Here is a 25,575-nt window from a genome sequence, read left to right as displayed (position 1 = left end):
ATAATTATAAGTTTGTAATAAAAAATGGATAACGTGGATAATATGAAGGTACTTATCGCTGATCAGATAAACCAGAAAGGAATTGAAGAGCTGGAAGAGGTTGCAGAAGTAGTTGCGCGTACAGATATCACTCCAGAAGAACTGGTAAGTGACATCAAAGATTTTGATGCCATTGTAGTAAGAAGCAGGACCCAGGTGACTCGAGAAGTTATTGAAGCCGCTCCTGCACTTAAAATTATTGCCAGGGCCGGAGTGGGTGTGGATAATGTGGATGTGGAAGCAGCCACAGAAAAGGGAGTAATGGTTGTCAACGCACCTGAATCCACCTCCATAACCGTGGCTGAGCACACCATGGGACTGGTGTTATCCATGTCCCGTAAGATAGCCATTGCTGATAAATCAGTTAAAGATGGCAAATGGGAAAAAAGCCGATTCATGGGAATGGAACTCAATGGTAAAACATTGGGTATAGTTGGTATGGGCCGCATAGGTAGCCAAGTGGTCATCCGGGCCAAGGCATTTGGCATGGACGTCATGGTCTATGACCCTTACATCACTCCAGAAGCCGCAGCAGAACTGGGAGTAGAAGTAGTTGATCTGGAAACCCTCCTTAAAAACGCTGATGTAATCACCATCCACGTACCACTAACTCCAGAAACCAAATACCTCATCTCCAATCCACAGTTTAAGATAATGAAAGAGAACGCCATCATTGTTAACTGTGCCCGAGGCGGAATAATTAAAGAGGCAGATTTATATGACGCACTCAAAGCTGATGAAATAGGGGGCGCTGCCCTCGATGTGTACGAAAAAGAGCCACCAAAAGAAAATCCTCTTCTGGAACTGGACAATGTGGTTTTAACCCCCCATATAGCTGCTTCAACTTCCGAAGCTCAGCGTGATGCTGCCATAATTGTAGCCCGGGAGATTAAAAAGGTTTTCCAGGGAGAATCCCCTAAAAATGTTATTAACATGCCAGTGATGGATAAAGAAACTTTTCAATTAATCAAACCATTCTTCCCTCTGGCAGAGAAACTGGGTAAATTCCTGATTCAAACGGCTAAAGGTAACATAACTGAGCTGGATATCACCTACTGTGGAGAACTGGCTGAAATTCAAAAACATGACATAATAACCCGGATGATCTTACAGGAAGTCCTGAACCCCATACTCACCGAACCAGTTAACCTGGTAAACGCCCCCGGAGTTGCTAAAAATAGGGGAATAATCATTACCGAAGGTAAAAGAAGTGATTCCAAGGGTTACAAGAACCTGATAAGCATTAAAATGAGGGCGGATAATAATGAAGTTAGTGTTGATGGTGTTTTTGACAAGGAACCAAAAATAGTCATGATCAACACTTACCAAGTGGATGTTGAAACCGAAGGAACCATGCTAATTGTCCGTTACAAAGACATACCTGGCATTATAGGTTCCATTGGAACAAAACTGGGTGAACATGACATAAACATTGCTAAAATGCAGGTAGGTAGACAAGCCCCTGGGGGAGAAGCAGTAATGGTTCTTAAGGTGGATCAGAAGGTTTCAGGGGATGTGGAAGATGCCATTAAGGCTCTGGATCAGGTTTACGATGCAGTGTCAGTTAACCTGTAATCCAACCTTTTAGAAAAAGGTTGATCAAAACCTTTTTTCTCAACCTTTCACACCTTTTTTTCTTTCCTTATTTTATCGTATGGGGCTTTTTTTTAAAAGGAACATCAAAATTCTGTTAATTCATAATAAATCCAAGAATATTAAAAAAAGGTGTTGATTTTTTGTTAAACTAAATTCTTTTATTAAATGAGAAATATTATGAACTAATTTTGAAATTTAAATTATTTTATAACTGGTTATTTCGCCAAATGAGTTATATCCAATCATACTCTCTTCCATGTAAGGTTCTGCGATTATTAAATGAAAAAACCCATTTTTAGCGAACATTTGTAAATCTGCAGTTGAGGGAGTTGCACTGGGGCCGGGATGACTGTGCACTGAGCCAACGGTACCAGTGGATATGGGTATCATAAAAGTATTTATCACCGCACCTTGATGGGATGTTTCACCAGCTGAAAAAACCAGGCCATCTATGGTTAAGGTTTCATCTTTAATTTTCCCCTCCAACATGGCTACAAATTCAAAAGGATGAGCTTTTCGGGCTATCTGGATTATTTCATCTGTAACTTCCCGGTCAATAAGGATTTCATGAAAATTTTTATCTTTATTTCCAAGGACATGCCCTATAATCTTGTCCATCCAAGTTTCTTTTTCAGTCATAATGGATCATTTTTTCAAACTTTTTCAAAGCTTTAGTTTAATAAAGTTTTAATTGAATACATTGGTAAGTTTGATTGAATACGTAAGTAGGAATACATTTCTTCTTATCAGATATTATAATCTGAGTTTAATACCTTATAAAGGAGTTTAATCTATTATAAAAAGATAAAAGAATTTATTTGTTTTGATCAATTGTTTTTGAATAGTTCAATTCATTTTAACAGTGAATTCACCCGGAAGAACTCCTCATCAAAGAGTGAAAGTTCCCAATCAATGAATATCTTCTTCCGATTGGATGTGACTTTTTTCTGGGTCAGTGGGTTTAAACCCTCAATTTTGACCATTTTTTTGTAGATCCCCACCCCTCTTCTCTGCCAGGCTGGCATCTCAGCCAGTTTAATGCCCTTCTTAAAAAGCAGATCATGCAACTGACTGCTCTTCTTTTTATGGAGGATTTCCATTGCCTCTTCCTTAGAATGATCCTCCCGTAAAGTCCAGTAAGAATATCCGTTCAGACAGTTTCTCCAGGATTCCAGCTGCCTCCACTGGAAGTACTCCATTACTCCCTCACGAGACAGGGGGATCACCCTTGAATCAAAGGAGATGGGATTTGTTCTGGTAATTTTTCCCTTGAATTTCTCCTGTTCCATGATCTTCCGGGTAAACGCTCCGCTTAAAAAACTGGCCATAACTGAATCTATTTTCTCAACTCTCCCTGCAAATGGTATCTCTCCCAAAAGCAGGCTGATTTCATCGGAAAAGGTATATATAAATAGGGGACTGAACTCCTGGAAAAGCAGACAAGCTGCTTCAGCAATGATCCTAACAAATTCCGGGTCGTATGGTTTTTCAAACTCCAGTTTACGGGATAACTGTGAGAAATTCCTGCCATCAAGTCTGACCACAGTATTTGAAGTACAGGGAACCTTTAAACTCGAAAATATTTCACATTCTTTCATATAATCAACGGAGATTGTATTTTGTTAAAAAATTTATAATCATTGGATTTCTATATGAACTTTTATATCATATATTAATCGTATCTTATTAAGTATTAATAAGATACGTATGTGTGCAATATGATAAGTATTTTTTTTGCAATGATTTATTTTTTTGTTATTGATTAATAAAAATAGATTTTATAAAAATTTATAAAAATAGGATTTAAGTTCCTACCAACAGGTTTTCATTGAGGCTGTTAAGTAGTTTTATAGCAGAATACGCAGCTAGAACACTGGTTTTCGGATTCATGGAACATCTGAGGTTGCTGGTCATGGTACGGAATTCTCCAAAGTCTCCCACTACCTCTAACTCGTGCATGTTCCGGTCCACTTGGGGATCGGCGATGATCTTAACGTCGATTTCATGACCTGCAGCTAAACTCACCGTGGCAGCCACATTGATATTCAAGGGGAACTTCTGAACTGCTTCACTGGCTTTACCTTCATACAGTATGGTCTCTTTTTCAGTGGTGATACCCAGTGAACGCGGTGGTTTACGGGTTACAAGGGTAATATGCTCGATTTTACCCAAAGAAGCGGCTTTAATCCCATCCAATCCCACAATAGCGCCTGAAGGGGCGTATATTCTGCAATTATTTTCTTTGGCTAATTTTTGCAAGTTTCCCCTAATTTCGGAGTCAATAAGTCCTCCCACACTCATAATAATAACATCCTTACCTGCTTTAAGGATGGGAGGTACCATTTCTTCCACTGCCCGGGGGGAAGCAGCTTCAATCACCAGGTCGACATGGTTAAGCATGTCTTCCATGTCCAGAACCACCCGACCATCCACCTGGGAGGCCAGGTTCTCGGCTCTTTCCATATCTCGGTCATAAAAAAAATTGATTTCAACGCCAAGCTTCCCTTCCCTGGCAAAATTAGTTATAATGTTCGCTATGGCGCCACATCCCAGAATGCCGACCCTCATCTAAATCTAAGTCTCCGTACTGGTAGGTACTGCTGTTTCCTTAATTTCTGGACTAATAAGTAGAATGTCTCCCACTGCCTGAACCCGGTCGTATGGTATTTCCACAGTTCCTTCTTCTCTAAGAGGTCGTATTTCGTCTCCTTCAGGAACTATTCGTATGCTTTTGGTTATAACATCTTTAATACCCACACTTTTTTTGTCAGGGTTTGTGGCTACGGCTTTTAGGGTTGAAACCCTACCTTTTTTGATGTTTAAGATCACGTCCTGGATGCGTCCCACGTACTTTCCGCGGGTGGTGTACACATCTAAGTTGTACAGATTCGTTAATTCCACCATCTTTCCACCTCTTATTTTTTGGCGCATACCCTGGTCTATCAAACTCATCTTAATACATTTCAGGGGGCACCGTTAACTAAATTAAATTAAACCCTTCCCTGTACTTAAATATTTCGAAAGAAGAGGTTCTTGAGAGAGAAATTTTAGGGTAACACCTTAAATCCAGTTGGTCTTCATAAAATTATAAATAGTAATCCTAGATAAAAAGCATAGAATTAACCAGAACTATACCTATAAAAAAACTAATTTATCCTTAGTGGAAAATTTAGGATATGAATTTAGGATATGAAATAGGGGTTATGTAAATTTTAACAAAAAATTATTGATATTAATATATTTGGGTGCTCTAATGTGGGATACTAGTAACGATTACAGGCTTTTGGTGGCAGAAAAATCAGTTGAACTTTTCCTGAGGACGGTTGAAGGGGCTAACTTCAAGGGTAAATGGAATAAGAAACAGGCCTTGCAGGCTGCCCGGAAAATGACTTCAGAAATACAGACCCTTTATTACTCTTACTTGGAACCGGCTGAAATGATTAAAACGCCTCAAATAAGTTTATTGGAAGAACAGGCAATGGAAATAGTGGAAGCGCTTGGGGGAGAGACATGGCACAGGCAGTTTCTGGAACTGGCTAATCGTGAGGAGAAACAGAAACTGGAGGAGTCCCTGGCTAAGATCAAATTTTTCCTCAACACCATTTCTGGTCTCAAGGGTCGTATCAGCCTGGGAGAAGTCAAAGACCCGGTTATGGGAATAGATATTAAAAAAGGGGAAATTTTAAGTGTTTCCAAACATCCTCAGGCAGATCAACTACTGGTGTGCAATGTTAACTTACAGGAACGGGCCATTACTGTGGTAACAAATGATCTGGAAGTTAGAGAGGCTAATCCGGTGGCAGTTGCATTACTCCCTCCGGAAGTTTTCATGGGCATAACCAGTGAAGGAATGTTTTTAGGCTTTGGAGGTAATGTTTTAAAGGATGTAAAAGGAGATTTGGGAAAAATACCCCAAGGAATTCCACTTGAAGCATTGAATGAATCCAGAAATCTGGTGGAAAACTTTTTACAGTGATTAATTTATTTTCTGTTTTAATTTTCCTATTTTTTTTTATTTACTCTAAATAAAACAGAGAATATTCGAAGATTGACCCACATATGGGGATTAACCAATAACAACCATCTTACTACGGGTCATATCTTCCACAGCATATTTAACTCCTTCCTTACCCATACCACTCATTTTAAACCCTCCAAAGGGCATGTTATCTGTCCGGAAGGTTGATTGTTTATTTATAAGAACGGAACCTGCTTCGATTTCCTTCACCGCCCTTTTGGCGTTTTCTATACTGCTGGTGAAGATACCGGCCTGTAACCCATAAGGGGTGCCGTTAGCCACTTCAATAGCTTCATCCAAATTTTTAACCCTTATAATGGGTGAAACAGGTCCAAAAGTTTCTTTTTGAACAAGTTCCATCCCCATATCCACGTGATCAATTACTGTGGCATCATAAAAAGCATTCTTTCTGTTACCTCCGCAGAGAAGTTGAGCACCATTTTCAATGGCATCATTAACCCTATGTTCCACATGAATGGCTGCACCCTCATCAATCAGGGGTCCCATCTCGGTTTCAGGATCCAGGGGGTCTCCCATTTTTAACTTTTTAGTATGAGCCACCAGCTGATCTATGAACTGGTCTGCCACCTTTTCATGAACGATAATCCGTTTAACTGCAATGCAAACCTGTCCCGCGTTGAGGTAGGAACCAGCCACTGCTCCCATGACTGCCATGTCCAAGTCGGCATCATCCAGAACCAGGAGTGGGTCGTTTCCCCCCAGTTCCAGGGTTAACTTCTTCATACCTGCTTTTTGGGCAATGGAAAGACCAGTAGGAACACTACCTGTGAAAGATATCTTATTAACCAGGTTACTGGTTACTATTTCATCCCCCAAAAGATTTCCAGAGCCAGTGATAGCATTTACCGATCCATCGGGCAGATGCCTCCCAATGATCTGTGCCATTTTCAGTGCAGCAAGGGGGGCTTTGGTGGAAGGTTTAAAAACCACCGTGTTTTTAGCAGCCAGAGCAGGGGCTAATTTATGGATGGCCAGGTTCACTGGATAGTTGAATGGGGTGATGGCTGCAACCACTCCTAAAGGGATCTTAATGGTAAATCCAAATGCACTCCTCCCAGCAATGGCAGCATCCATGGGAACTGTTTCGCCATGTATCCTTTTTGATTCCTCAGCAGCCATAAGTAGAGTTTGCAGGGACCGATCCATTTCTACCCTTGAATCACGTATGGGTTTCCCGGTTTCAAGAGTGATAAGTTCAGACATTTCCCGGTGTTTTTCCTTCAACTCCTGGTGGATATCATAGAGTATGCGGGACAGTTTACGGGAAGACATTTCATTCATGGACTTTTTTGCTTTATTAGCAGCGTGAATAGCATCACGCGCATCTTTACTATCCCCCAGAGGAACATGATCCACAGTCTGGTTATTGAATGGATTTATAACGGCGATTTTTTCTTCTTTATCGATTGAATTCCCGTTTATAAGCATTTTCATGGTATTACCCCTTAAAAGAAAAATATTAGTTATAAAATGGATAATATCGTTTTTATACGTATCAATGCCAGTAAAACATCCCTTAAATTTAATCTATCCCTATTTCTTTGAGAAAAAAATTTATTATGTCTGGTTTAGAGTTTGGTTTATATCCTGAAGATTGTTTTCCACACTCTGAATTTCACTACCATTGGTAAGGTTGCCTCCCAGACCGCGAACATAATTCTGGTAGGAGATGACTGCCACTAGGACGATTACTATGATGCCTCCGAATATCATTAAGTATTCGGCGGCTGTCTGGGCTGCTTCGTCCTCCATTATTCCCATATCTATCATTTTCATAGTAAACACTCCGGTATTAATTTATGTTGGTACTCCCATCACAGCAGGTCCAACCAGTATAATTGCATAAAATATTCCATAAGACACTGGAGCCAGGGCCAATGAGAATTTAACTCCTTTCTTGGCGCTTCCATAAAGCACGATTCCGATCAGTAACCCAACAATTATGGAGTGAATGATAATGTATCCGGTGGCGCTTATATAAGCAGCATCCGCGAGGGGGTTGGGTTTTCCCAGGGATCCAATGAAAGAATTGTAAGTCATGGCCATTCCCAGTGCAAAGGGAGCGGCGATTACGCCTGCAATTAACAAGAACATCACTGACATCATGACGTTGGCTTTTCTTTCCCGTTGTAGTGCTAGAACAGCCCTTAAATCTTCTGCAACTGTTTCAATAACATCTGCAAGGCTGCCTCCAACTCTTCTACCTTCAATAATCATTCGGAATGTTCTATCGAGTGTTTTAGATTTCAAACGTTCGCCCATTCCCAGAAGAGAGTCTTCAAAGGTACTTCCTATTTTTATTTCAATTACTGCCCTTTTTAGTTCGTCGGTTAGAGGGCCCTCTCCATGTTTGGATATGTCTTCCAGGGCGGTTTCAACACCTACTCCTGATCTTAAAAGTGATGCGATTTGCCTTAAAAAGTCGGGAGTACCCTGTTCAATGGAATCTACTCTCCTTTCCATCATAAAAAAAATCCAGGTAAATATAAGGGCGCCAGGAGCAATTAAACCAAGAATAAAACCTATTAATGGATCTACACCCATTATGAGAAATGCTACAAGGGCGATCATACCCAGTAAGATTCCTGCACCGACAATTAGGGTTAAAAGATCAGAGGCCTTAACATACATACCGGAACGAATCAGCATTTCCTGCAGACGAACCAGGTATTTGTCAGGGAAAACATTATCAATACTATTAGATATGGGGGAAAGCGCAGAAGGTATGATGGCCATTTTCTCACCTTTATTTATTATATTGGTATATTTGTATGGCTTTATTAGTTATATTATTATCTTGTATTATAATATATATTCTAATCTGTCTTATAAATATGCGAATAGTCTTATCAGATATACGAATTTAGCCATCACCATATTTCATGCCAGTTCTATTGAAATACTAGAATACAAATCTTCGGTGTTTTTTTAAGCGATAATTTTTCGGGGGTGGCTGGTTAAGACTTTGGCCCGGTTTTTAATGAGTACCATGTCTTCAATTCTAACTCCAAATTTCCCTTCAAGGTATATTCCAGGTTCAACAGTTACCACCATTCCCTTTCTGAGTTTTTCATCACTCCTGACGGATAATGATGGCTTTTCATGAACTTCCAAACCCACTCCATGTCCCGTGGAATGGATGAAATTGTCTCCGTATCCATATTCTTCAATAACATTTCTGGCCACTTTATCAATGTAAGACGCTTTCACACCAGGCTTAATGGTTTCTATGGCTTTTTTCTGGGCTTCCAGGACTATAGAAAAAATTTCTTCCTGTTCTTCACTATGGATTATAGTCCGGGTTATGTCAGATGCGTAATTCTGATATAACGCACCCCAGTCTATCATTACTGGACTTCCCACCTTTCTAGATGTGGTGGTAGCATGTGGAAGGCTTGATCTTGATCCGGAAGCCACAATAGTTTCAAAGGAAGGGCTTGGAGAACCTGCACTGCGCATGTTATACTCCAGCTGCGCTGCCAGGTTATCTTCAGTCACTGAAAAATCCAAATTTTCAAATGAATTCTCAGCAATCCTGATGGCCCCTTTAATTTTTTTAGCTTCATCCGCAGATTTAATTGCTCTGAACTGTTCAATCAGGTCGGTGAGTTCTACCTGAAAATCCCCACAAAATTTTTGGTAGATTCCTACAGTCATGGAATGCTCTACACCCATCTTTCCAGGGTTACTTTCTTTCAAGGATTTTTTAAGTTTATCAAGGGATTTGAATTCCTCCACAGGGAGGTGTGATTTTTGATGAGCTTCTTCCAGGTCTAATTTTGAGGATAAAAGCAATGGTTCTTCTTTTAATATTAAAACTGAGATACTTGAAGGTTTAAAACCGGTAACGTAAGCTATATTTTCGGGTTTAAGGATAATTAACGAGTTGAAATTTTCCTGATTCATTTTTTGTATTATTTCATCTATTTTCATAGGCTAACCTTGTAAATGATCTCATAATTATTAAAAAAATATTATATTAATGATATTATGAAATTTAATAGATATTTTATTCTTATTTAATGTTATCTTTAATTCTTAGGGCGAGTTTTTCCATGACTTTCCCTGGAATTTCTCTTTTTTCAGGAAGGGGAATATATCCAAAATCGGGGTCATGGAAACTGATCCCCTCAAAATCCACCGGGTTCTGATAACGGGGTATGAAATGCCAGTGAACCTCAGGATTGGGATTTTCATTCCTGAAAACTGAATTTTTAAAACAGCTCCAGTTATAGAGGGTGGGCTGGAATGTTTTTTCCAGGGATTTTTCCAGTTTCTGCACCACCAATGCAAAATCAATCCATTCCTCATTTTTTACCTGGGAAAGATCTCTGCAATGCCTTTTAAGAGCCACCACACAGGTTCCAAGATAACGTTGGCTTGGTGCCAGATATACGTTCCAGTGGACTGTTTCCCATATAAGTTTCCCGTATCCTCCGGCTATTTGACAGTATTCGCAAGTTGAATTCGTGTAAATCACCATTATTGGATCGTGTGTTGATATTTACTTAAACAAATCAACATCAGGTAATATTTTGAGAAAATACTAAATTTAACATGTAACTCTAAATTTAATATTATTGTTTTCTAATTCGTTTGTTTCTAATTTAGTATTATTGGTTGAGATTATTTAAATAATTCTCCAAATATTTTAGTCAATTCACTAAAATTAGTCAATTCACTAAACAATCTGAGGGAGGATGCTTTAAAAGAGAGAAAATATCATTATTTTTAGGGATGAGTTGATTAAGCTTATTATGGATTGATTTAGTTGTTTATAATAATAAAATCTAGTAAACATTATTCATCAATAGGAATCATTTGATTTTTAATTAATACTCTTAATCTCTAATACTCTTATTTCAATAAACTTCAGTATATTGCTGTTTAATGAACAGTTTATGCTATGGGGGAAATCATTTATAAATGAAGAGAGGTTCTTTAATATATTATGGTTAACTTCACATCCCATGAGATTAGGGACATAATAATCTCCATGCTGGTTATTGCCGGGGTTTTTGCTTATGTATTCCGGAATATTAACCAGGGAGACTTCATTACACTCATCCCCGTCACACTGGTGGCAGTGGGATTCGGATTCGTATTTCACGAGCTAGCCCATAAATTTATGGCAGTAAGATATGGTTTTTATGCAGAATACAGGCTCTGGGTTCAAGGACTTGTCCTGGCCATAGTAACAGCAGCCCTGGGATTTGTATTTGCAGCTCCGGGTGCGGTATACATTCACGGACAGTACATCTCCAAGGAAGAAAACGGAAAAATATCCATAGCAGGCCCATTAACTAATATAGCCCTGGCAGCAATATTCTTCGTTTTAATTCAATTTGTATCATTTTCACCCATATTAACACTAATCTGTGGTCTGGGTTTCACCATTAACAGCTTTTTAGCATTTTTCAACCTGCTCCCGGTCTTCATGTTAGATGGGGCAAAAGTTTTAAAATGGAATCCCGTTATATGGGTCGTTACCACGGGAATAGCATTCATAATGATGGCTTATCCCTATATTATTTCTTATATGCGATTAACGATATAGAAATTACGATATAATTACTAGCTGAATCTTAAATAAGGATTAACATGTTTAAAGAAGTTCCAGTAAAATACTTCGGAGGCACCCACCGTTGCCGTGACCCTCAAGAAACCATAGAAAAGGTAGAGGGAAAGCTTTCTGTTGCCGGAGTTACCAGAATAGCTGAAATAACCCACCTGGATCGTATTGGGATACCTGTCTATTCTGCCATCCGTCCGGGTGCTGCAGAGGGTGCAGTGAGTATTTACGCTGGAAAGGGGGCTACCAAGCCACAGGCCAAGGCTTCGGCAATGATGGAAGCTTTTGAAAGGTATTCTGCTGAACAGCAGGAATCTGATAATGAAAAAGTTATCTGTGGTTCTTTTAAGGAAATGGAAGGATGTATAGATCCATCATCATTGATTTTACCTGCCAATGCCTTAGATGCAGATAAAACTGATATTGATTGGGTAATAGCGGTTGATGCGGGTAATGACCAGGAGTGTCTGGTACCCGCCAATGCAGTTTACCATCCCTACCAGCCAACCAATGGAAGTTTTCTTTTCAAATCCAGTACCAATGGCCTGGCATCAGGTAATGTTATAGAAGAGGCAGTTTTCCATGGAATAACTGAAGTTGTGGAAAGAGATGCATGGAGCATCTTCGAAGCCCTGCGCCAGCCAAAGATGGAAGTGGACTGTGAAAACACAGACAACCCCCTGATAAATGATATCATATCCAAATTCAAAAAAGCAGGTGTAGAAGTGAAACTGGTTGATTTGACTGCAGATGTGGAAATAACCACCATGGCTGCGGTATCTGATGACACCGTGCTCAGGGACCCTGCACTTTTAACGTTGGGTGTGGGAACTCATCTCGACCCGGAAGTTGCAGCTCTCCGGGCCTTAACCGAGGTGGCTCAAAGCAGAGCTACCCAGATCCATGGAACACGCGAAGACACCACCCGGGCAGTTTTCATGCGCAAGGCAGGATATGAGCGTATGAAACGGATTAACAAACACTGGTTCGGAGAATCCAAGGGCACCATAAATATTTCCGATATTAAAAACATGGCTAAAAAGTCCTTTAAAGATGATATTGAAACTTCCCTGAATCTTCTGAATAACTGTGGGTTTGATGATGTTTTATACACTGATCTCACCCGACCTGAAATCAAGATTCCAGTAGTGAGGGTTGTTATTCCCGGAATGGAAGTTTATTCAGTTGATCCAGAAAGAGTTGGGAAAAGACTTAGACAGCAATGATTTATTTTATTATAGGCGGGAACTTGGGGGCCTTTGAGGAGAAATTGGATTATATGATATGAATTCAATTTTTTTCTATGGATAATAATTGGAATTTTATGGATAGTTTTTAATTTTTATGGATAGGTTTTATTGAATAATTTTATTGAATAAATTATTTATTTCATCAAAATCTAAAGATATACTATACAAAAAATTCTGATAAACATTTATTAAGGGGGGATTGGGCTGGATAAATATCCTTTTTTGATATTAGGTATCTTTATGGTGTTAGCTTTTGTATCGGGATGCACCAGTAATGTTTATAAAACATACGATAATAATGGAATCAGTTTTAACTATCCTTATGGCTGGAGTGAACTTTCACCCGATCAGTTGAGTTTAACTGTTGAGGGTAACTCTGAAGTTCTGGCTGCAGTAGCAGACCCCAACAACGTCCAGAACGATAATTACCAGATACTTGCTTTCTTCCAGCATATCTCAACCACCAGCACATTGGCCGATGCGATTTCAGCCATCAAAGCTGAAATTCAGGCGGCAGGGGGGCAGATAATATCAGAAAAAGACAGAACCATAAACGGAGTTCCTGCTAATGATCTGGTCTATACCATAAGCACCCAATCCGGTGTAGCTAAGAAGGAGCGTTTTATCGCTCTGCAGGATAACAACAACCTTTATTACATTGTTTGTAGTGCACCAACAGCAGATTTCGACGGGCAACAATCTAACTTTGATCTAATAATAGATAGTTTTGAAATTCAATAATGATTTAAAAATAATATCCTAATGATTTCTAAAAAATAATATTCCTATGATTTTAAAAAAATAATAATGCCAGATTGATTTACATTCGAAATTGATTTACATTATAACCCATTAATTTATATTATATCTGATATAAGGAATTGATTCGATAATTCTTTTTTGTTTGGTGGAAGAAAATGAAACAAGTCATTGTAATGAGAGCAGATCTGAAAATGAGTAAGGGTAAATTAGCTGCCCAGGCGTGCCATGCCAGTTTAGGAGCATATAAAAAGGCTGATGAGCGGGTTATAAGAGAATGGGAATTGGAAGGTGGGAAGAAAGTAGTTGTTCAGGTTAAAAGCCAGGAAGAACTATTTGAAGTTTATGAACTGGTGAAGGCAGCAGGAATCCCTAGTTTTCTTGTTAGGGATGCAGGACACACTGAAATTCCTCCCTCCACCGTAACTGGTCTGGGAATAGGGCCGGAGAAGGATGAAAAGGTAGATAAAATAACTCAGGATCTCAAATTACTCAAATAAATTACTCAAATAAATTGCACGAATATTTAATGAATGTATAATAAATACCGTAATTATATTATGATGTCGTATTATCATGCAGATATAATATATATTATACTCATGTATTCTGTATAAATTACATTATTTATGTTTTAACCTGTTTAACCTTGTTTGGAGGGAATATAATATGGAATGGGTGGTTAAGATAGGTGGAAGTCTCTTCCCGGAATATTCAATCAATTTGGCCCAGGAACTGGTGGGTGAAGATGTTCTAATAATATGTGGTGGTGGCCACCTGGCCAACCAGATCAGGGAGTACCACCATGAATTGAATTTTTCCCCAACTACTCATCATAAAACTGCCATCATGTGCATGGATATATTGGGTATGCTCCTGGCAGATAAAGTTAAAGGGGCAGAGGCAGTTAGATCCCTGGAAGAGGTTAAAAAAGTCCGGGATGAAGGGAAATTACCTGTGCTAATCCCATCCATGCTCCTTGAATATCTGGATCCACTGGAACACTCCTGGAGGGTAACCTCTGATTCCATCTCATTATATATATCATATCTACTTGAGGCGAAACTATTAATAACCACAGATGTAGATGGTATATACACACATAGACCATCACTGGATGGCGCCCAATTCATCAAGGAAATTAGTGCAAAAAAACTTCTAAATTTTGGTGAAACATCACTAGATGAGAGCTTTGCTGAGCTTTTACTTAAATATAAAACCAGCGCTTATGTTGTTAATGGCAAACACCCCGAGAGGGTTATGGCCATATTAGAAGGGCGAAGCTCTATAAACACGTTTATCGGAGGAGATTGAATGGAAAAAATAGAATGTACATCATGCAAACAAGAAATATCACCTGTAGAAACTTATGTGAAATTTGAATGTCCTGAATGTGAAGAAATACTGTACCGCTGCCAGAAATGCCGAACATTCGGCCACCTATACCAGTGCAAGTGCGGATTTAAAGGCCCATAAATTATAATGTACTATTAAAGGACTTGGACTATTAAAGGACTAATATCTTTAATATCCTTATATGCGTCCTTTGAATATAAGCTTCATTAATCTAAAAAAAATCTAATTTTTACTGAACATTACAGATTAGTGACTTGTGTAAATTTAAGAATTATACACAATGTTTTTATGGAATAAATTCATGAGATTCAATATCCATGGAATTTCAAGTAATTGGAGGAATTAAAGATGGGAGAAGTAGTTGCAACCATAAAATTAATGCCAGAAAGTCCGGAAGTGGATCTTGCTCAGATCAAGGAAAAAGTTTCTCAATCAATACCTGATGGAACTGAGCTACACAAAATTGAGGAAGAACCAATAGCTTTTGGCCTGGTGGCCCTCAATGTAATAGTGGTAGTTGATGATGGTGAAGGTGGGACTGAGAAGGCAGAGGAAGTTTTCGCCCAGATCGACGATGTGGCCAGTGTAGAAGTAGTGGACATACGCCGGTTAATGTAAACTTACTTTAGAAGTAATATTAGGAACTATTTTCCTATTAGGAACCATTTTCCATTGGGAAAACCGTCTTCCTAAATTATTTTTTTCTCATTTTTTTTAGTAATTTTTTTTATTTTAGTAATATTATTCATTTTTGATTTTTTAAGATCCCTTTGATGATTTTAGATAAATTTTTAGATAAATATAATTAATACTATTTTTATAATTAATATTATTAACAAGATGGTGGGTGTGCAAGATTGTTTGACCTTATATCAGCATGCATAATTGGAGTCTTCTGTGGTGTCATCACCGGTTTAATTCCAGGAATCCATGTAAACACTGCAGGTGCATTTGTTTTCTCGGCATCACCCTTTCTCCTGTACTCCTATTCCCCTGAAGTCCTGGCTGTTTTTTTATTATCCATGTCCATTTCCCATGCACTGCTGGAGTTCATTCCTTCCATGTTTCTGGGGGTGCCTGAAGAGGGAACAGTCCTCTCAGTAATGCCTGGACATCATCTCCTCCTTCAGGGAAGGGGAAAAGAAGCCATACGCCTGGTTTCATTGGGTGGTTTTGGAGCTATGATCATAACCATCCTACTATTACCCCTCTTCATGGTGGGGTTACCCTTTTTATACGGATTGTTAAAGCCGTATATCTGGATTATTTTATCAGTGGCAGTGGTTTACATGTTGATACGTCTCAGCCGGGATTTGAATTCATTGATATGGTCTTCAATACTATTTCTTTTCTCAGGAATCATGGGATGGACCGCCCTGAATTCACCATTATCCGCAAGTGTTTCACTTTTATGCCTATTTTCGGGCCTTTTTGGGGTGAGCACCCTTCTTCACAGTCTTTCCCAGAAATCCATCTTACCTGCTCAAAACAAGTACCACCATTTTGAAGTTGATATGGATATTATTAGGGGGATATTCGCAGGGGGAATTGCCGGCAGTATTCTGGGATTTCTACCAGGGATGGGACCTGCCCAGGGAAGCCTTCTGGCCCAGGAATTGAGTGGTGGTTCAGATAATAATGGGAGTGAAAGGGAGGGATTTCTGGTGGCCATGAGTGGGGTTAATGCATCAGATGCACTTTTTTCCCTGATAGCCATTTACTTAATTGGCAACCCTCGCAGTGGAATTGCAGTTTATGTCAATCAGATATTACAGGGACTGGACTTCAACCATCTTTTAATCATGATCTTCGCGGCTGTAACTGCAGTTTCCATCTCACTGGTGCTCTGTATAAAACTAGGGGATTGGTTCAGTCATTCCATGCAAAAAATAAATTATAAAAAACTATCTTGGACGGTTATAATCTTTATGAGTTTCCTGGTGGTTCTATTTGGAGTGATGGAACATGCAAATCTCTTTTTTGTTATGGTAACCTACATAACCTCCATCGCTCTAGGATTACTCCCCCATTACTTGGATATTAACAAATCCAATCTTATGGGGGTGTTAATTGTTCCTGCAATCGTGGTGTACATGGGAATGGGTTAAATAGATACCTCAAATAACCACAACTTCCTCACAGAGGGCCATTACCGCCTCGGTAAAGCTGGCTGTATCTACCCCTGGGAAGGTATCCACCACACAGATATTGAATTTTTCTCCTAAAACCGATCCAAGTTCTTTTATATCCAGGCAGTACACATCCCATGATTTGCCATGGGCGACCAGTCCCTGTTTATTAGGGAATAATTCTACTGGAAACCCATTAACTTCTAGATTAAGGGCGGTGGTGTAGGCAGCCGGATACCAAATATCATTGAAAACCACTCTGCTGGCCCCGTATTTAAGGGCAGCTATCCCCAGTGTTCCTGGACCACAAGTACAGTCTAATATTTTGGGATCATCATATTTACTCATAACCCTGGTTAAGGTTGAAATTTTAGGAGATACAGGTTTAGGGAATTCAATATGTATCTCACCCTGATGTTTGTAGATACAAAGAGGGCCGGCAGGGGTTTGCACCAGATCACAGCGCATATCACAGCCAGCCAGGAGCTCATATTTGTTAAATGATAATGCACTGTCTTTAATTCCAACGGTGTCTGTAATATCTCCTTTAAGCACACCTTTAACTTCAGGAACTTCTCCAAATATTCTTTTTGAACATTTTTCATTAAGGTCCGGAGATAATATCACTAAGGTGTCTTTGGAGAGGTAAGGTGCATTTTTAAGTGGGTATGCAGGTGTTATCAGGGGAATACATGCATCCCTTAATGTGGATTTTTCATCCTTCACTCCCTCTTCCTGCATTATCCTCAGGATATGGGCCACCACCACATCCAGGTGTCGGCGGCCACAGGAGCATCTTCCCCAGTTTGCATTCACCTTTTGAATGGGATCAATTTGTTCACTGAATGGTTTGAATTTCTTAAAATTCCATTCTGGACAGTTATCACAGGGAGAATAAATATATCCAATTTCCTCTAAGACCGCAGGCGGTTTTTTTATACATTCTTGGTTGCATCTGCACTTTATGTCCATATACTTAAATATTTGATACTTTATATAAATAATATTAAGCTAATCTAATAATAATGGAATAATTTAATGATGTAGAGTCATATGGTCCATTGGAATAACGGCCTATTGGAATAATCTACTCGTGAATTGTGAGAAAATGAAGGACAAGCGCAAGGAAATACTGAAGGATCTTCTGGGAGAGTTTGGTTCTGAAGAAGACCGGGATGAGGATTCAGTTGAAGAAGAGGAGTATCCTTTACCTCGTGAAAAGAAGGCACCTCAGGTTAGGGAAGAAGTTCCGGAAGAAGAAGAGGAGAAGTTTACCCTAGATAAAATAATGAAAAAACCGCCTAAACGTGCGAAAAAGGTTAGGAAAGCTTCTGACGGATTAAAGGCGGAGATAATAGAGGAAGGACTGATCCCCAAATACAATGTGAGTGTCCCTCATTTTTCAGATAAAGAAGAACTGATTTTCAACGAAGTCCGGGAGAAACTGGTGGAAGTAGCTGTCTCCCAGGGCGAAGAATTTAACATTGATGAAGATTCATTCATAGGTGAGGTTAAACAATTCCTCAGGACCCGGGGAGTTCGAGATGTGGAAAGACTGGCCACCCAGATCTCCCAGGTGATGTTGGGGTACGGAAAACTGGATCCCATGATCAAGGATGATGATCTTGAGGAGATCATGGTTATCGGTACCGGTAGCAAGGTATTCGTTTACCATCGTAAGATTGGGATGATGGTCACCAATGTGGTTTTTGATTCTGATGATGACATTCGGGCTATAATCGATGTTATAGCTCGTCAGGTGAACCGTCGTATTGACCAGCAGACTCCCATACTGGATGCCCGTCTTAAGGATGGTTCCAGGGTCAACGCTACTCTTCCACCTGTTTCTGCGGATGGTCCCACCCTTACCATCAGGAAGTTCAGAAAAGACCCCCTGACTGTGGTGGATTTAATTAACTTCAAAACCATGTCCTCCCACCTGGCAGGGTTCCTGTGGTTGTGTACCGATGGTATGGGTGTAAAACCCTGTAATGCCATCATTGCCGGAGGTACTGGTTCTGGTAAAACCACCACCCTGAATACCATTGCTGCATTTGTACCCCCAAGGGAACGTATTATAACCATTGAAGATACTCTGGAATTGCAGTTGCCTCACTCTCACGTGCTGCGTATGGAAACTCGCCCCCCTAACATTGAAGGTAAGGGTGAACTCACCATGGATACCCTGGTTAAGAACTCCCTTCGTCAGAGGCCGGACCGGGTAATTGTTGGTGAGGTTCGTGGGTCGGAGGCCATAACCCTCTTCACAGCATTAAACACAGGGCACTCTGGAATGGGAACCCTTCACTCCAATACTGCCCGAGAAACCATCACCCGTTTGATAAATCCCCCCATGAACGTGCCTAATATCATGATCCCTGCCCTGGACTTCATCATCATGCAGAACCGGATGTACCGTGCTGAAGGAGGATCCCTTCGGCGTATTACTGAAGTTGCTGAAGTAGTGGGAATGGAAGAGGGTAATGTACAGCTCAACCGTGTGTTTGAATGGAATAACGTCACCGATAAAGTGGAGTATGTGGGAATTGCCAGTCAGACCCTGCGGGAAATGGCAGAAATGAGGGGTGTGGGCATAACTGAACTTGAAGAGGAAATCGAAAAAAGAAGACTGGTACTTGAATATCTGGCTGATAACAACATCCGTTCCATTGAAGAAGTTGGTCGATGTGTGAACAGTTACTACAAAGATCCAGACGAAATGCTGGACAGAATACTTTAAATTAGGGGTTCACATTTAATTAGTGATATAATTTAATAGAAATTTATACAATATTTAATAGAATTAATGGGCTGATTATAATAAAGGGAATTGACAGTAAAACTTGAGTATGGATTAATAAACTTGATTATGGATTAAAAGAGGGTTTTGGTGAGATAAATGGTCTTTGGCGGCATTAAAAAGGTCTTCAACCGTATTGGTAACCTCACGGTAAACTCCAGCCAGAAAGTTGGTGGGGGAGTTCAGAAGGTGGGTGAGGGGGTGCAAAAGCCTGTTAAAAGGATTAGGGAAGTTGAAAGGCCTAAAATCTCCAGGTCCACTACTAAAAAAGAATCTAAAACTAATTTAAGTACGTTTGATTCTAAATCTATTTCTAAGACTAAATCTGCTTCTAAGACTAAATCTCCTCGTAAAGTTATTAAGAAAATGGGGATGGAAAAGGATGAGATTGAGATTTTCCGTGACCTCATTGACCAGAAATACGAGCGAAAGGAAAAAGTTGAAGATGAAGATAAAGCCAAAAAAGCAGCGGTACGCAAAGCTTCCCTGGAAGAACTCCTGAAAGAAGAGGAAAAACCAGGACTGGACCCCAAACTCATTTTAATTATTGGTGTTCTTTCTTTTGCAGTGGTCTTCACAGTTATTGTGGTACTCGGATTTGGTATTGAGATCGGACTGGTATTTGGTATCATCATCCTGCTGATGACCATGTTCATTGTGTACATGCCCAAAATCAAAATGGGAGGACGGTCTACAGCAGCTTCACGAGAACTACCATTTGCTCTCAGACAAATGGCCACAGAATTAAGGGCAGGTATTGGATTGCACGATAGTATGCGTTCTGTTGCCATGTCGGGTTACGGTCCATTATCTGAAGAATTTGCCAGAGCCCTGGAAGAAATAAAATATGGGGAAACCACTGAAAAGGCTCTGGTAGATATGAGTGAAAGAATTAACTCCGAAGGATTAACACGGGCAATATACCAGATCACCCGAACCCTGACCAGTGGAGGGGATCTGGCCAAAACACTGAGTGTAATCGCCGATGACACTGCATATGAAATGAGAATGAAACTCAAAGATTATGCTCAGAAACTCAACTCCTTCACCATGATCTACATGTTTGTAGCCATACTGGGTCCAGTTATCTTCATGATCATGATCATTGCCGCATCAACGGTTATGGGGTCAGTTGTACCACCTATACTCCTTTTAATCATGTATTTATTCCTGTTCCCAGCTATTGTGGCCTTTATGGCCTTTATGATAAAAAGGCTGGAACCAAAGGTCTAAATATTAAAATTAGAGTTTAAAATGATTGGGGTTATCAATTACCCTCAATCATGTTTTTGGCAAAACCCTTTTTAACAGGGGCTTGTTATTTTTGACTAGTTTTATATCGACATGGTCTAATGAAGCATGAGTAACATTAGATTTTATATATAACCTGTGCTAATTGATAATTTCCTAACATTAGGATCTGGGGTGAAATAAGATGCCATCTGATTTTCTTGGGAAATGTTATTAAAGTATTACAAATTCTGTTTTTAAAGGACATTGATTATGCACAAACTATATATGTTCTAATCGGTAGAAGAGAAAATATCATTATAAATCATTAATAATTCGGTGATTGTTGTGGCACCTAAACCAAAGTCTAAACCAAAAGATTTCAAAGATGCTTTTTGGAAAACCAAGGACATCAAAGTTTCCATTGGCGAAATTGATGAAGCAGGTGGGGGAATGGGAACTCCCGAAGTTGAAGTTGAGGGACCTACTCCTAAACCCAATATAACTGATCTGAGATCATGGGATATGAAGCTAATGGGCAGATACGAGCCATTTTATGCTCCATTCTGTGACATGTGCTGCCTGTGTACCTTCGGTAAGTGTGATTTAACCAATAAAAAAGGAGCCTGTGGGATTGATGCAGCAGCTCAGCAGGCCCGAATGGTTTTACTGGCCAGCTGTATTGGTTCAGCATGTCATTCTGGCCACTCAAGGCACTTAGTTGAGCATTTAATTGAAGAATTCGGTGCAGATCATCCCATAGATATGGGTATGAACATCGATATTCAGGCACCAATTATGATGACCGTGTTGGGTAAAAAACCCAAAAAACTGGGTGATTTGAAAGAAGCCATGGACTATCTGGAAGAACAGATGATACATCTTTTATCTTCCTGTCACACCGGCCAGGAAGGAAAATCAATAGATTTTGAATCAAAAGCCCTACATGCGGGCCTGATGGATAATTTAGGTATGGAAATTGGAGATATTGCTCAGATAGCAGCCCTTAACCTGCCCAAAGGCGATGAAGATGCACCACTGATCGAGATGGGCGTGGGCACTATCGATACAGAAAAACCAGTTGTATTATGTATTGGGCACAACGTGCTTCCTGGTGCGGGGATACTGGATTACATGGATGAAACAGGTCAGGAAGAAGATCTGGAAGTCTGTGGAATATGCTGTGCAGCCATTGACATCAGCCGGTACAATCCCCAAGCAAAGGTTGTTGGCCCCATATCCAAACAGCTTAAATTTGTACGCAGTGGAGTGGCCGATGTTATAGTGGTGGATGAACAGTGCGTACGTACCGATATCTTAGAAGAAGCACAGGCTAAAAACGCGGCAGTAATTGCCACCACCGACAAAATCTGTCTGGGACTACCAGACCTCACCAATGAAGATGCGGACAGAATCGTAAGCAAACTGGTGAACAAGGAAATAGAAGGAGCATTAATACTTGATCCAGCTAAAGTAGGTGAAGTGGCTGTAAAAACGGCCAAGATATTATCCCCTGAACGAGCAACACTTAAAATGTTACCGGATCTCGATGAAGTTCAGAAAATGGCCTCTGAATGTACAGAATGTGGTTGGTGTGTTAGGGTTTGCCCCAACGGTCAGCCAATGATGGACGCAGTTGTTAAAGCCAGTGAAGGTGACTTTTCCAAGTTCGAAGAACTTTATTTAAATGATGTGTGTTACACCTGCGGAAGATGTGAACAGGAATGTGAAAGAGACCTCCCCCTCATGTCCATGCTGGCTAAGGTAGGCGAAAAACTCTCTAAGGAAGAAAAATTCAACATCAGGGCTGGAAGGGGACCTGCACAGGACGTTGAAATCCGAAGAGTGGGTGCACCAATTGTACTGGGAGATATACCTGGTGTAATTGCCTTTGTGGGATGTTCCAATTATCCCAATGGTGGGAAAGAAGTGGCTGAAATGGCCAAGGAATTCCTGGAACGTAACTACATTGTGCTCGCCACTGGCTGCGGAGCCATGAACATCGGAGAATACCGGGATGAAGAAGGTAAAACATTATATGAGCAGTACAGTGGTGAATTCGATGCCCGTGGCCTGGTTAACATGGGTTCATGTGTATCCAACTCCCATGTAGTGGGAGCCACCATCAAAATAGCCAACATATTTGCCAAAAAACCATTGGAAGGCAACTTCGAAGAAATTGCTGATTACATCTTAAACCGTGTTGGTGCCTGTGGAGTAGCATGGGGTGCTTACAGTCAAAAAGCTGCGGCTATAGCCACTGGAGTCAACCGTTGGGGAATACCCGTTGTTCTAGGGCCTCATGGATCTAAATATCGTCGGTTATATCTGGGAAGGGCAGATAATGAGGACAGTTGGAAAATAAAGGATCTCAGGACTGGAGAAATCATGGAAGGAGAACCAGCACCAGAGCACCTGCTTTACGCTGCTGAAACCAAGGAAGAAGCTCTCCCTGTTATTGCTAAACTATGTATCAGGCCTACTGACACTCCTAAAGGTAGGCAGATCAAACTGAATAATTATATGGATCTTTATAAGCGTTACTTCGGTGAATTACCTCCAGATATTCATCTTTTTGTAAGAACTGAGAAAGATATTCCTATAGTTTATAAAAAAGATGTTCAGAATATCCTGGAAGAAGTAGGATGGAAACCTCGAAAAATAGCCCAGGAACCATCTTTAATGGGAATGGACGGTGATTAAATGGCTAATGATAGAGTAATACCATGGCAGCCTACAGTAATTGCAGGACCTAAACAGGCATTACTAGTAACACCTGAAACAGCAGAGCTCATGATAAAAAAGGCTAAAAGGCCTCTTTTAATTCTTGGGCCGTTAGTAAAGGAAGATCCAGTTCTTTCACTTGCTACAAGGATAGCAGAAAAATGGGATCTTCCAGTGGTTACCACTGCAGATGCATATAAATCTTTTAAGGATAAAGGTCTTGATCCTACTGCTTATGGGGTGGTGGAGATTGTAAATCTCCTTAAGGACCCTGAATGGCAGGGTGTGAACGGTGAAGGGCAACATGACCTGGCGATTTTCTTGGGATGCATTTACTACATAGGTTCCCAGGGCCTGTCTACACTCAAACACTTTGCACCCCACCTGAAAACACTTACCATATGCAAATACTTCCATTCCAATGCAGATGCATCGTTCCCTAACATGAAGGATGAAGAATGGTTCAATTACCTTGAAAAAATGGGTAAAGGGGGATAATATTAAATTCAGTGGAATGGAAAAATGGAAAGCATGGTTATATAAGAAAAATGTCAATTCAAAAAACCTCGAAAATAGTATATATAAGTCGCTAATGGATTAATTAACTGATTTGGTTAGTATGAGATAAAAAAGGTGGATTGTAAACGGAGGAATTGGATGTTTGAAGATATACCTGTTGATGTAAGCCCCATGTATGAGGGGGAACGTATCAGATCAGCTAACATGTTCGTGGAATTGGCAGGACCCAAGTCCATGGGCGCAGAGCTGGTGCAAGTAGAAGAAGACGTTGAAGATGGTAAAATTGAAATCATAGGGCCTGAACTGGATGCCATGCAGGAAGGAGATATCCATCCTTTGGGAATCCTGATTGAAATCCAGGGAGAACACCTGGAAAAGGAACTGGAAGGTGTAATAGAACGCCGAACTCACGAGCTATGCAACTACGTCAAGGGATTTATGCACCTCAACCAGAGGGATGCCATATGGTGCAGAGTTAGTAAAGAAGCCCTTGCAGCAGGTTTCAAACTGGAACACCTGGCAAAAACCCTTTCAATACTCTTCAAGGAAGAGTTCCCACTAATTGAATCCATAGCAGTTACCATTATGACTGAACCTGCTAAGGTGGAAGAATTTGTTTCCAAGGCCAAGGATCAATACCAGACCAGAGATGCAAGAGCTCGTGAACTCTCTGATGAGGATGTTGACGTTTTTTATGGTTGTGTGATGTGCCAATCCTTTGCACCCACCCACGTTTGTGTAGTAACCCCTGACAGAACCGCATTATGTGGTGCTATCAACTGGTTTGATTGCCGTGCAGCTGCTAAAATGGATCCAGATGGACCAATATTTGAGATTGAAAAGGGAGACGTACTTGAAGAGGTAAAAGGAGAATACAGTAACGTCAACACAATGGTAGCAGAGCGTTCCCAGGGTACTGTTGAAAGAGTATACTTGCACAGTGTATTTGAATATCCTCACACTTCCTGTGGTTGTTTCGAGGCAGTTGCCTTTTACATTCCTGAACTGGATGGTATAGGAATAGTTGACCGTGATTTCCGTGGGGAAACACCATTGGGAATACCCTTCTCAGCAATGGCAGGCCAGTGTTCAGGTGGTAAGCAAGTGGAAGGATTTACAGGACTCAGTTTGGAATATATGCGTTCACCTAAGTTTTTACAGGCAGATGGAGCTTTCGAACGAATTGTATGGCTGCCTAAAGAGATTAAGGAATCAGTGAAAGACTACATCCCTGAAGATATGTGGGATAAAATACCCACTGAGGAAGATGTATCTGGTCTTAAAGAGATTCGAAGCTTCCTAGAGAATAAAGGTCATCCTATCATGGAAAGATCAAAAATTGTTCAGTCAGAAACCTCTGAAGATGAAGCAGAAGTTGCTGTTGAAGAAGAAACAAGTCTAATGGAGGGTATACAAATGGAAGGGGGACCTATGGCTCCGGTAGCATACGCACCAGAACTAACAATGCCTTCATCTGGTGGAGTTAAAATCATTTTCAAAAACGCTAAAGTTTATGCGGAAAAAGTGATAATAAAGAAAAATGATAAGCCCTAACTCCTAAA

General features: G+C 40.3%; 25 protein-coding genes. 15 read left to right on the top strand and 10 right to left on the bottom strand.

Annotation, left to right across the window (positions count from 1 at the left end; genetic code table 11):
* Positions 1-42 precede the first annotated feature (42 nt).
* The gene (gene serA / locus HY987_RS04090) at positions 43-1,614 is read left to right on the top strand and encodes a phosphoglycerate dehydrogenase (protein ID WP_292755947.1); all 1,572 of its coding nucleotides are present in this window, start codon (positions 43-45) and stop codon (positions 1,612-1,614) included.
* 216 nt (positions 1,615-1,830) lie between these two features.
* Here the strand turns inward: serA and HY987_RS04085 are convergent, their stop codons facing one another.
* From HY987_RS04085 to HY987_RS04070, 4 genes are all read right to left on the bottom strand, one after another.
* A complete protein-coding gene (locus HY987_RS04085; RefSeq protein WP_292755946.1) occupies positions 1,831-2,274 on the bottom strand; it encodes a Mov34/MPN/PAD-1 family protein in 444 nt (147 codons plus the stop codon).
* Positions 2,275-2,486: 212 nt separating this feature from the next.
* Entirely contained in the window at positions 2,487-3,233 is a 747-nt protein-coding gene (locus HY987_RS04080; RefSeq protein WP_292755945.1) for a tRNA(His) guanylyltransferase Thg1 family protein, read from the bottom strand.
* Positions 3,234-3,438: 205 nt separating this feature from the next.
* A complete protein-coding gene (locus HY987_RS04075; protein ID WP_292755944.1) occupies positions 3,439-4,203 on the bottom strand; it encodes an aspartate dehydrogenase in 765 nt (254 codons plus the stop codon).
* Between the two features lie 6 nt (positions 4,204-4,209).
* A complete protein-coding gene (locus HY987_RS04070; RefSeq protein ID WP_292755943.1) occupies positions 4,210-4,539 on the bottom strand; it encodes a PRC-barrel domain-containing protein in 330 nt (109 codons plus the stop codon).
* A 349-nt stretch (positions 4,540-4,888) separates the two neighbouring features.
* Between HY987_RS04070 and HY987_RS04065 the strand changes: the two genes are divergently transcribed.
* Positions 4,889-5,611: a tRNA-binding protein gene (locus HY987_RS04065; protein WP_292755942.1), complete on the top strand. Its 723-nt coding sequence runs from the start codon at positions 4,889-4,891 to the stop codon at positions 5,609-5,611.
* A gap of 90 nt (positions 5,612-5,701) precedes the next feature.
* Here HY987_RS04065 and HY987_RS04060 read toward each other — a convergent pair whose 3' ends face one another.
* The 5 genes from HY987_RS04060 to HY987_RS04040 all read right to left on the bottom strand — a co-directional run bounded on the left by HY987_RS04060 (position 5,702) and on the right by HY987_RS04040 (position 10,157).
* Entirely contained in the window at positions 5,702-7,108 is a 1,407-nt protein-coding gene (locus HY987_RS04060; protein WP_292755941.1) for a lactaldehyde dehydrogenase, read from the bottom strand.
* Positions 7,109-7,231: 123 nt separating this feature from the next.
* Entirely contained in the window at positions 7,232-7,450 is a 219-nt protein-coding gene (locus HY987_RS04055) for a class III signal peptide-containing protein (protein WP_292755940.1), read from the bottom strand.
* A gap of 21 nt (positions 7,451-7,471) precedes the next feature.
* Positions 7,472-8,410 (bottom strand): type II secretion system F family protein, encoded by a 939-nt coding sequence (locus HY987_RS04050; RefSeq protein WP_292755939.1) that lies wholly within the window; start codon positions 8,408-8,410, stop codon positions 7,472-7,474.
* A 192-nt stretch (positions 8,411-8,602) separates the two neighbouring features.
* Positions 8,603-9,607 carry a Xaa-Pro peptidase family protein gene (locus tag HY987_RS04045; protein WP_292755938.1) on the bottom strand — a complete coding sequence of 335 codons (1,005 nt, stop codon included), beginning with the start codon at positions 9,605-9,607 and terminating at the stop codon, positions 8,603-8,605.
* Positions 9,608-9,689: 82 nt separating this feature from the next.
* Positions 9,690-10,157: an HIT family protein gene (locus HY987_RS04040; RefSeq protein WP_367146874.1), complete on the bottom strand. Its 468-nt coding sequence runs from the start codon at positions 10,155-10,157 to the stop codon at positions 9,690-9,692.
* A 468-nt stretch (positions 10,158-10,625) separates the two neighbouring features.
* Here HY987_RS04040 and HY987_RS04035 point away from each other — a divergent pair, with 468 nt between their 5' ends.
* From HY987_RS04035 to HY987_RS04000, 8 genes are all read left to right on the top strand, one after another.
* Positions 10,626-11,231, top strand: coding sequence for a site-2 protease family protein (locus tag HY987_RS04035; RefSeq protein WP_292755937.1), 606 nt, complete (start codon positions 10,626-10,628; stop codon positions 11,229-11,231).
* A gap of 44 nt (positions 11,232-11,275) precedes the next feature.
* Positions 11,276-12,472: a YcaO-related McrA-glycine thioamidation protein gene (locus tag HY987_RS04030; protein ID WP_292755936.1), complete on the top strand. Its 1,197-nt coding sequence runs from the start codon at positions 11,276-11,278 to the stop codon at positions 12,470-12,472.
* Between the two features lie 264 nt (positions 12,473-12,736).
* Positions 12,737-13,237: a PsbP-related protein gene (locus HY987_RS04025; RefSeq protein ID WP_292755935.1), complete on the top strand. Its 501-nt coding sequence runs from the start codon at positions 12,737-12,739 to the stop codon at positions 13,235-13,237.
* Positions 13,238-13,413: 176 nt separating this feature from the next.
* The gene (gene pth2 / locus HY987_RS04020) at positions 13,414-13,755 is read left to right on the top strand and encodes an aminoacyl-tRNA hydrolase (protein ID WP_292755934.1); all 342 of its coding nucleotides are present in this window, start codon (positions 13,414-13,416) and stop codon (positions 13,753-13,755) included.
* A 169-nt stretch (positions 13,756-13,924) separates the two neighbouring features.
* The gene (locus HY987_RS04015) at positions 13,925-14,569 is read left to right on the top strand and encodes a delta 1-pyrroline-5-carboxylate synthetase (RefSeq protein ID WP_292755933.1); all 645 of its coding nucleotides are present in this window, start codon (positions 13,925-13,927) and stop codon (positions 14,567-14,569) included.
* Positions 14,570-14,731 carry a zinc finger domain-containing protein gene (locus HY987_RS04010; RefSeq protein WP_004030688.1) on the top strand — a complete coding sequence of 54 codons (162 nt, stop codon included), beginning with the start codon at positions 14,570-14,572 and terminating at the stop codon, positions 14,729-14,731.
* A 228-nt stretch (positions 14,732-14,959) separates the two neighbouring features.
* Positions 14,960-15,229, top strand: a complete 270-nt coding sequence (locus HY987_RS04005) for an elongation factor 1-beta (protein ID WP_292755932.1) — start codon at positions 14,960-14,962, stop codon at positions 15,227-15,229.
* Between the two features lie 239 nt (positions 15,230-15,468).
* Positions 15,469-16,719 (top strand): tripartite tricarboxylate transporter permease, encoded by a 1,251-nt coding sequence (locus HY987_RS04000; protein ID WP_292755931.1) that lies wholly within the window; start codon positions 15,469-15,471, stop codon positions 16,717-16,719.
* A 9-nt stretch (positions 16,720-16,728) separates the two neighbouring features.
* Here the strand turns inward: HY987_RS04000 and HY987_RS03995 are convergent, their stop codons facing one another.
* Positions 16,729-17,712, bottom strand: a complete 984-nt coding sequence (locus tag HY987_RS03995; protein ID WP_292755930.1) for a 50S ribosomal protein L11 methyltransferase — start codon at positions 17,710-17,712, stop codon at positions 16,729-16,731.
* Positions 17,713-17,848: 136 nt separating this feature from the next.
* On the opposite strand from HY987_RS03995, the gene HY987_RS03990 reads away from it, so the two are divergent.
* The 5 genes from HY987_RS03990 (at position 17,849) to cdhC (ending at position 25,567) form a co-directional block, all read left to right on the top strand.
* Positions 17,849-19,480, top strand: a complete 1,632-nt coding sequence (locus HY987_RS03990; protein ID WP_292755929.1) for a CpaF family protein — start codon at positions 17,849-17,851, stop codon at positions 19,478-19,480.
* 159 nt (positions 19,481-19,639) lie between these two features.
* Entirely contained in the window at positions 19,640-20,773 is a 1,134-nt protein-coding gene (locus tag HY987_RS03985; protein ID WP_292755928.1) for a type II secretion system F family protein, read from the top strand.
* A gap of 336 nt (positions 20,774-21,109) precedes the next feature.
* The gene (gene cdhA, locus HY987_RS03980) at positions 21,110-23,473 is read left to right on the top strand and encodes a CO dehydrogenase/acetyl-CoA synthase complex subunit alpha (RefSeq protein ID WP_292755927.1); all 2,364 of its coding nucleotides are present in this window, start codon (positions 21,110-21,112) and stop codon (positions 23,471-23,473) included.
* Positions 23,474-23,992, top strand: coding sequence for a CO dehydrogenase/acetyl-CoA synthase complex subunit epsilon (cdhB, locus tag HY987_RS03975; protein ID WP_292755926.1), 519 nt, complete (start codon positions 23,474-23,476; stop codon positions 23,990-23,992). It abuts the gene before it with no gap.
* A 159-nt stretch (positions 23,993-24,151) separates the two neighbouring features.
* Positions 24,152-25,567, top strand: a complete 1,416-nt coding sequence (cdhC, locus tag HY987_RS03970) for a CO dehydrogenase/CO-methylating acetyl-CoA synthase complex subunit beta (protein WP_292755925.1) — start codon at positions 24,152-24,154, stop codon at positions 25,565-25,567.
* Positions 25,568-25,575 lie beyond the last annotated feature (8 nt).

The sequence above is a fragment of the Methanobacterium sp. genome, assembly GCF_016217785.1.
Taxonomy (GTDB): Archaea; Methanobacteriota; Methanobacteria; order Methanobacteriales; family Methanobacteriaceae; genus Methanobacterium.
The sequence above is the reverse complement of the archived record's forward strand: the minus strand, read 5'-3'. Positions and strand labels throughout refer to the sequence as shown.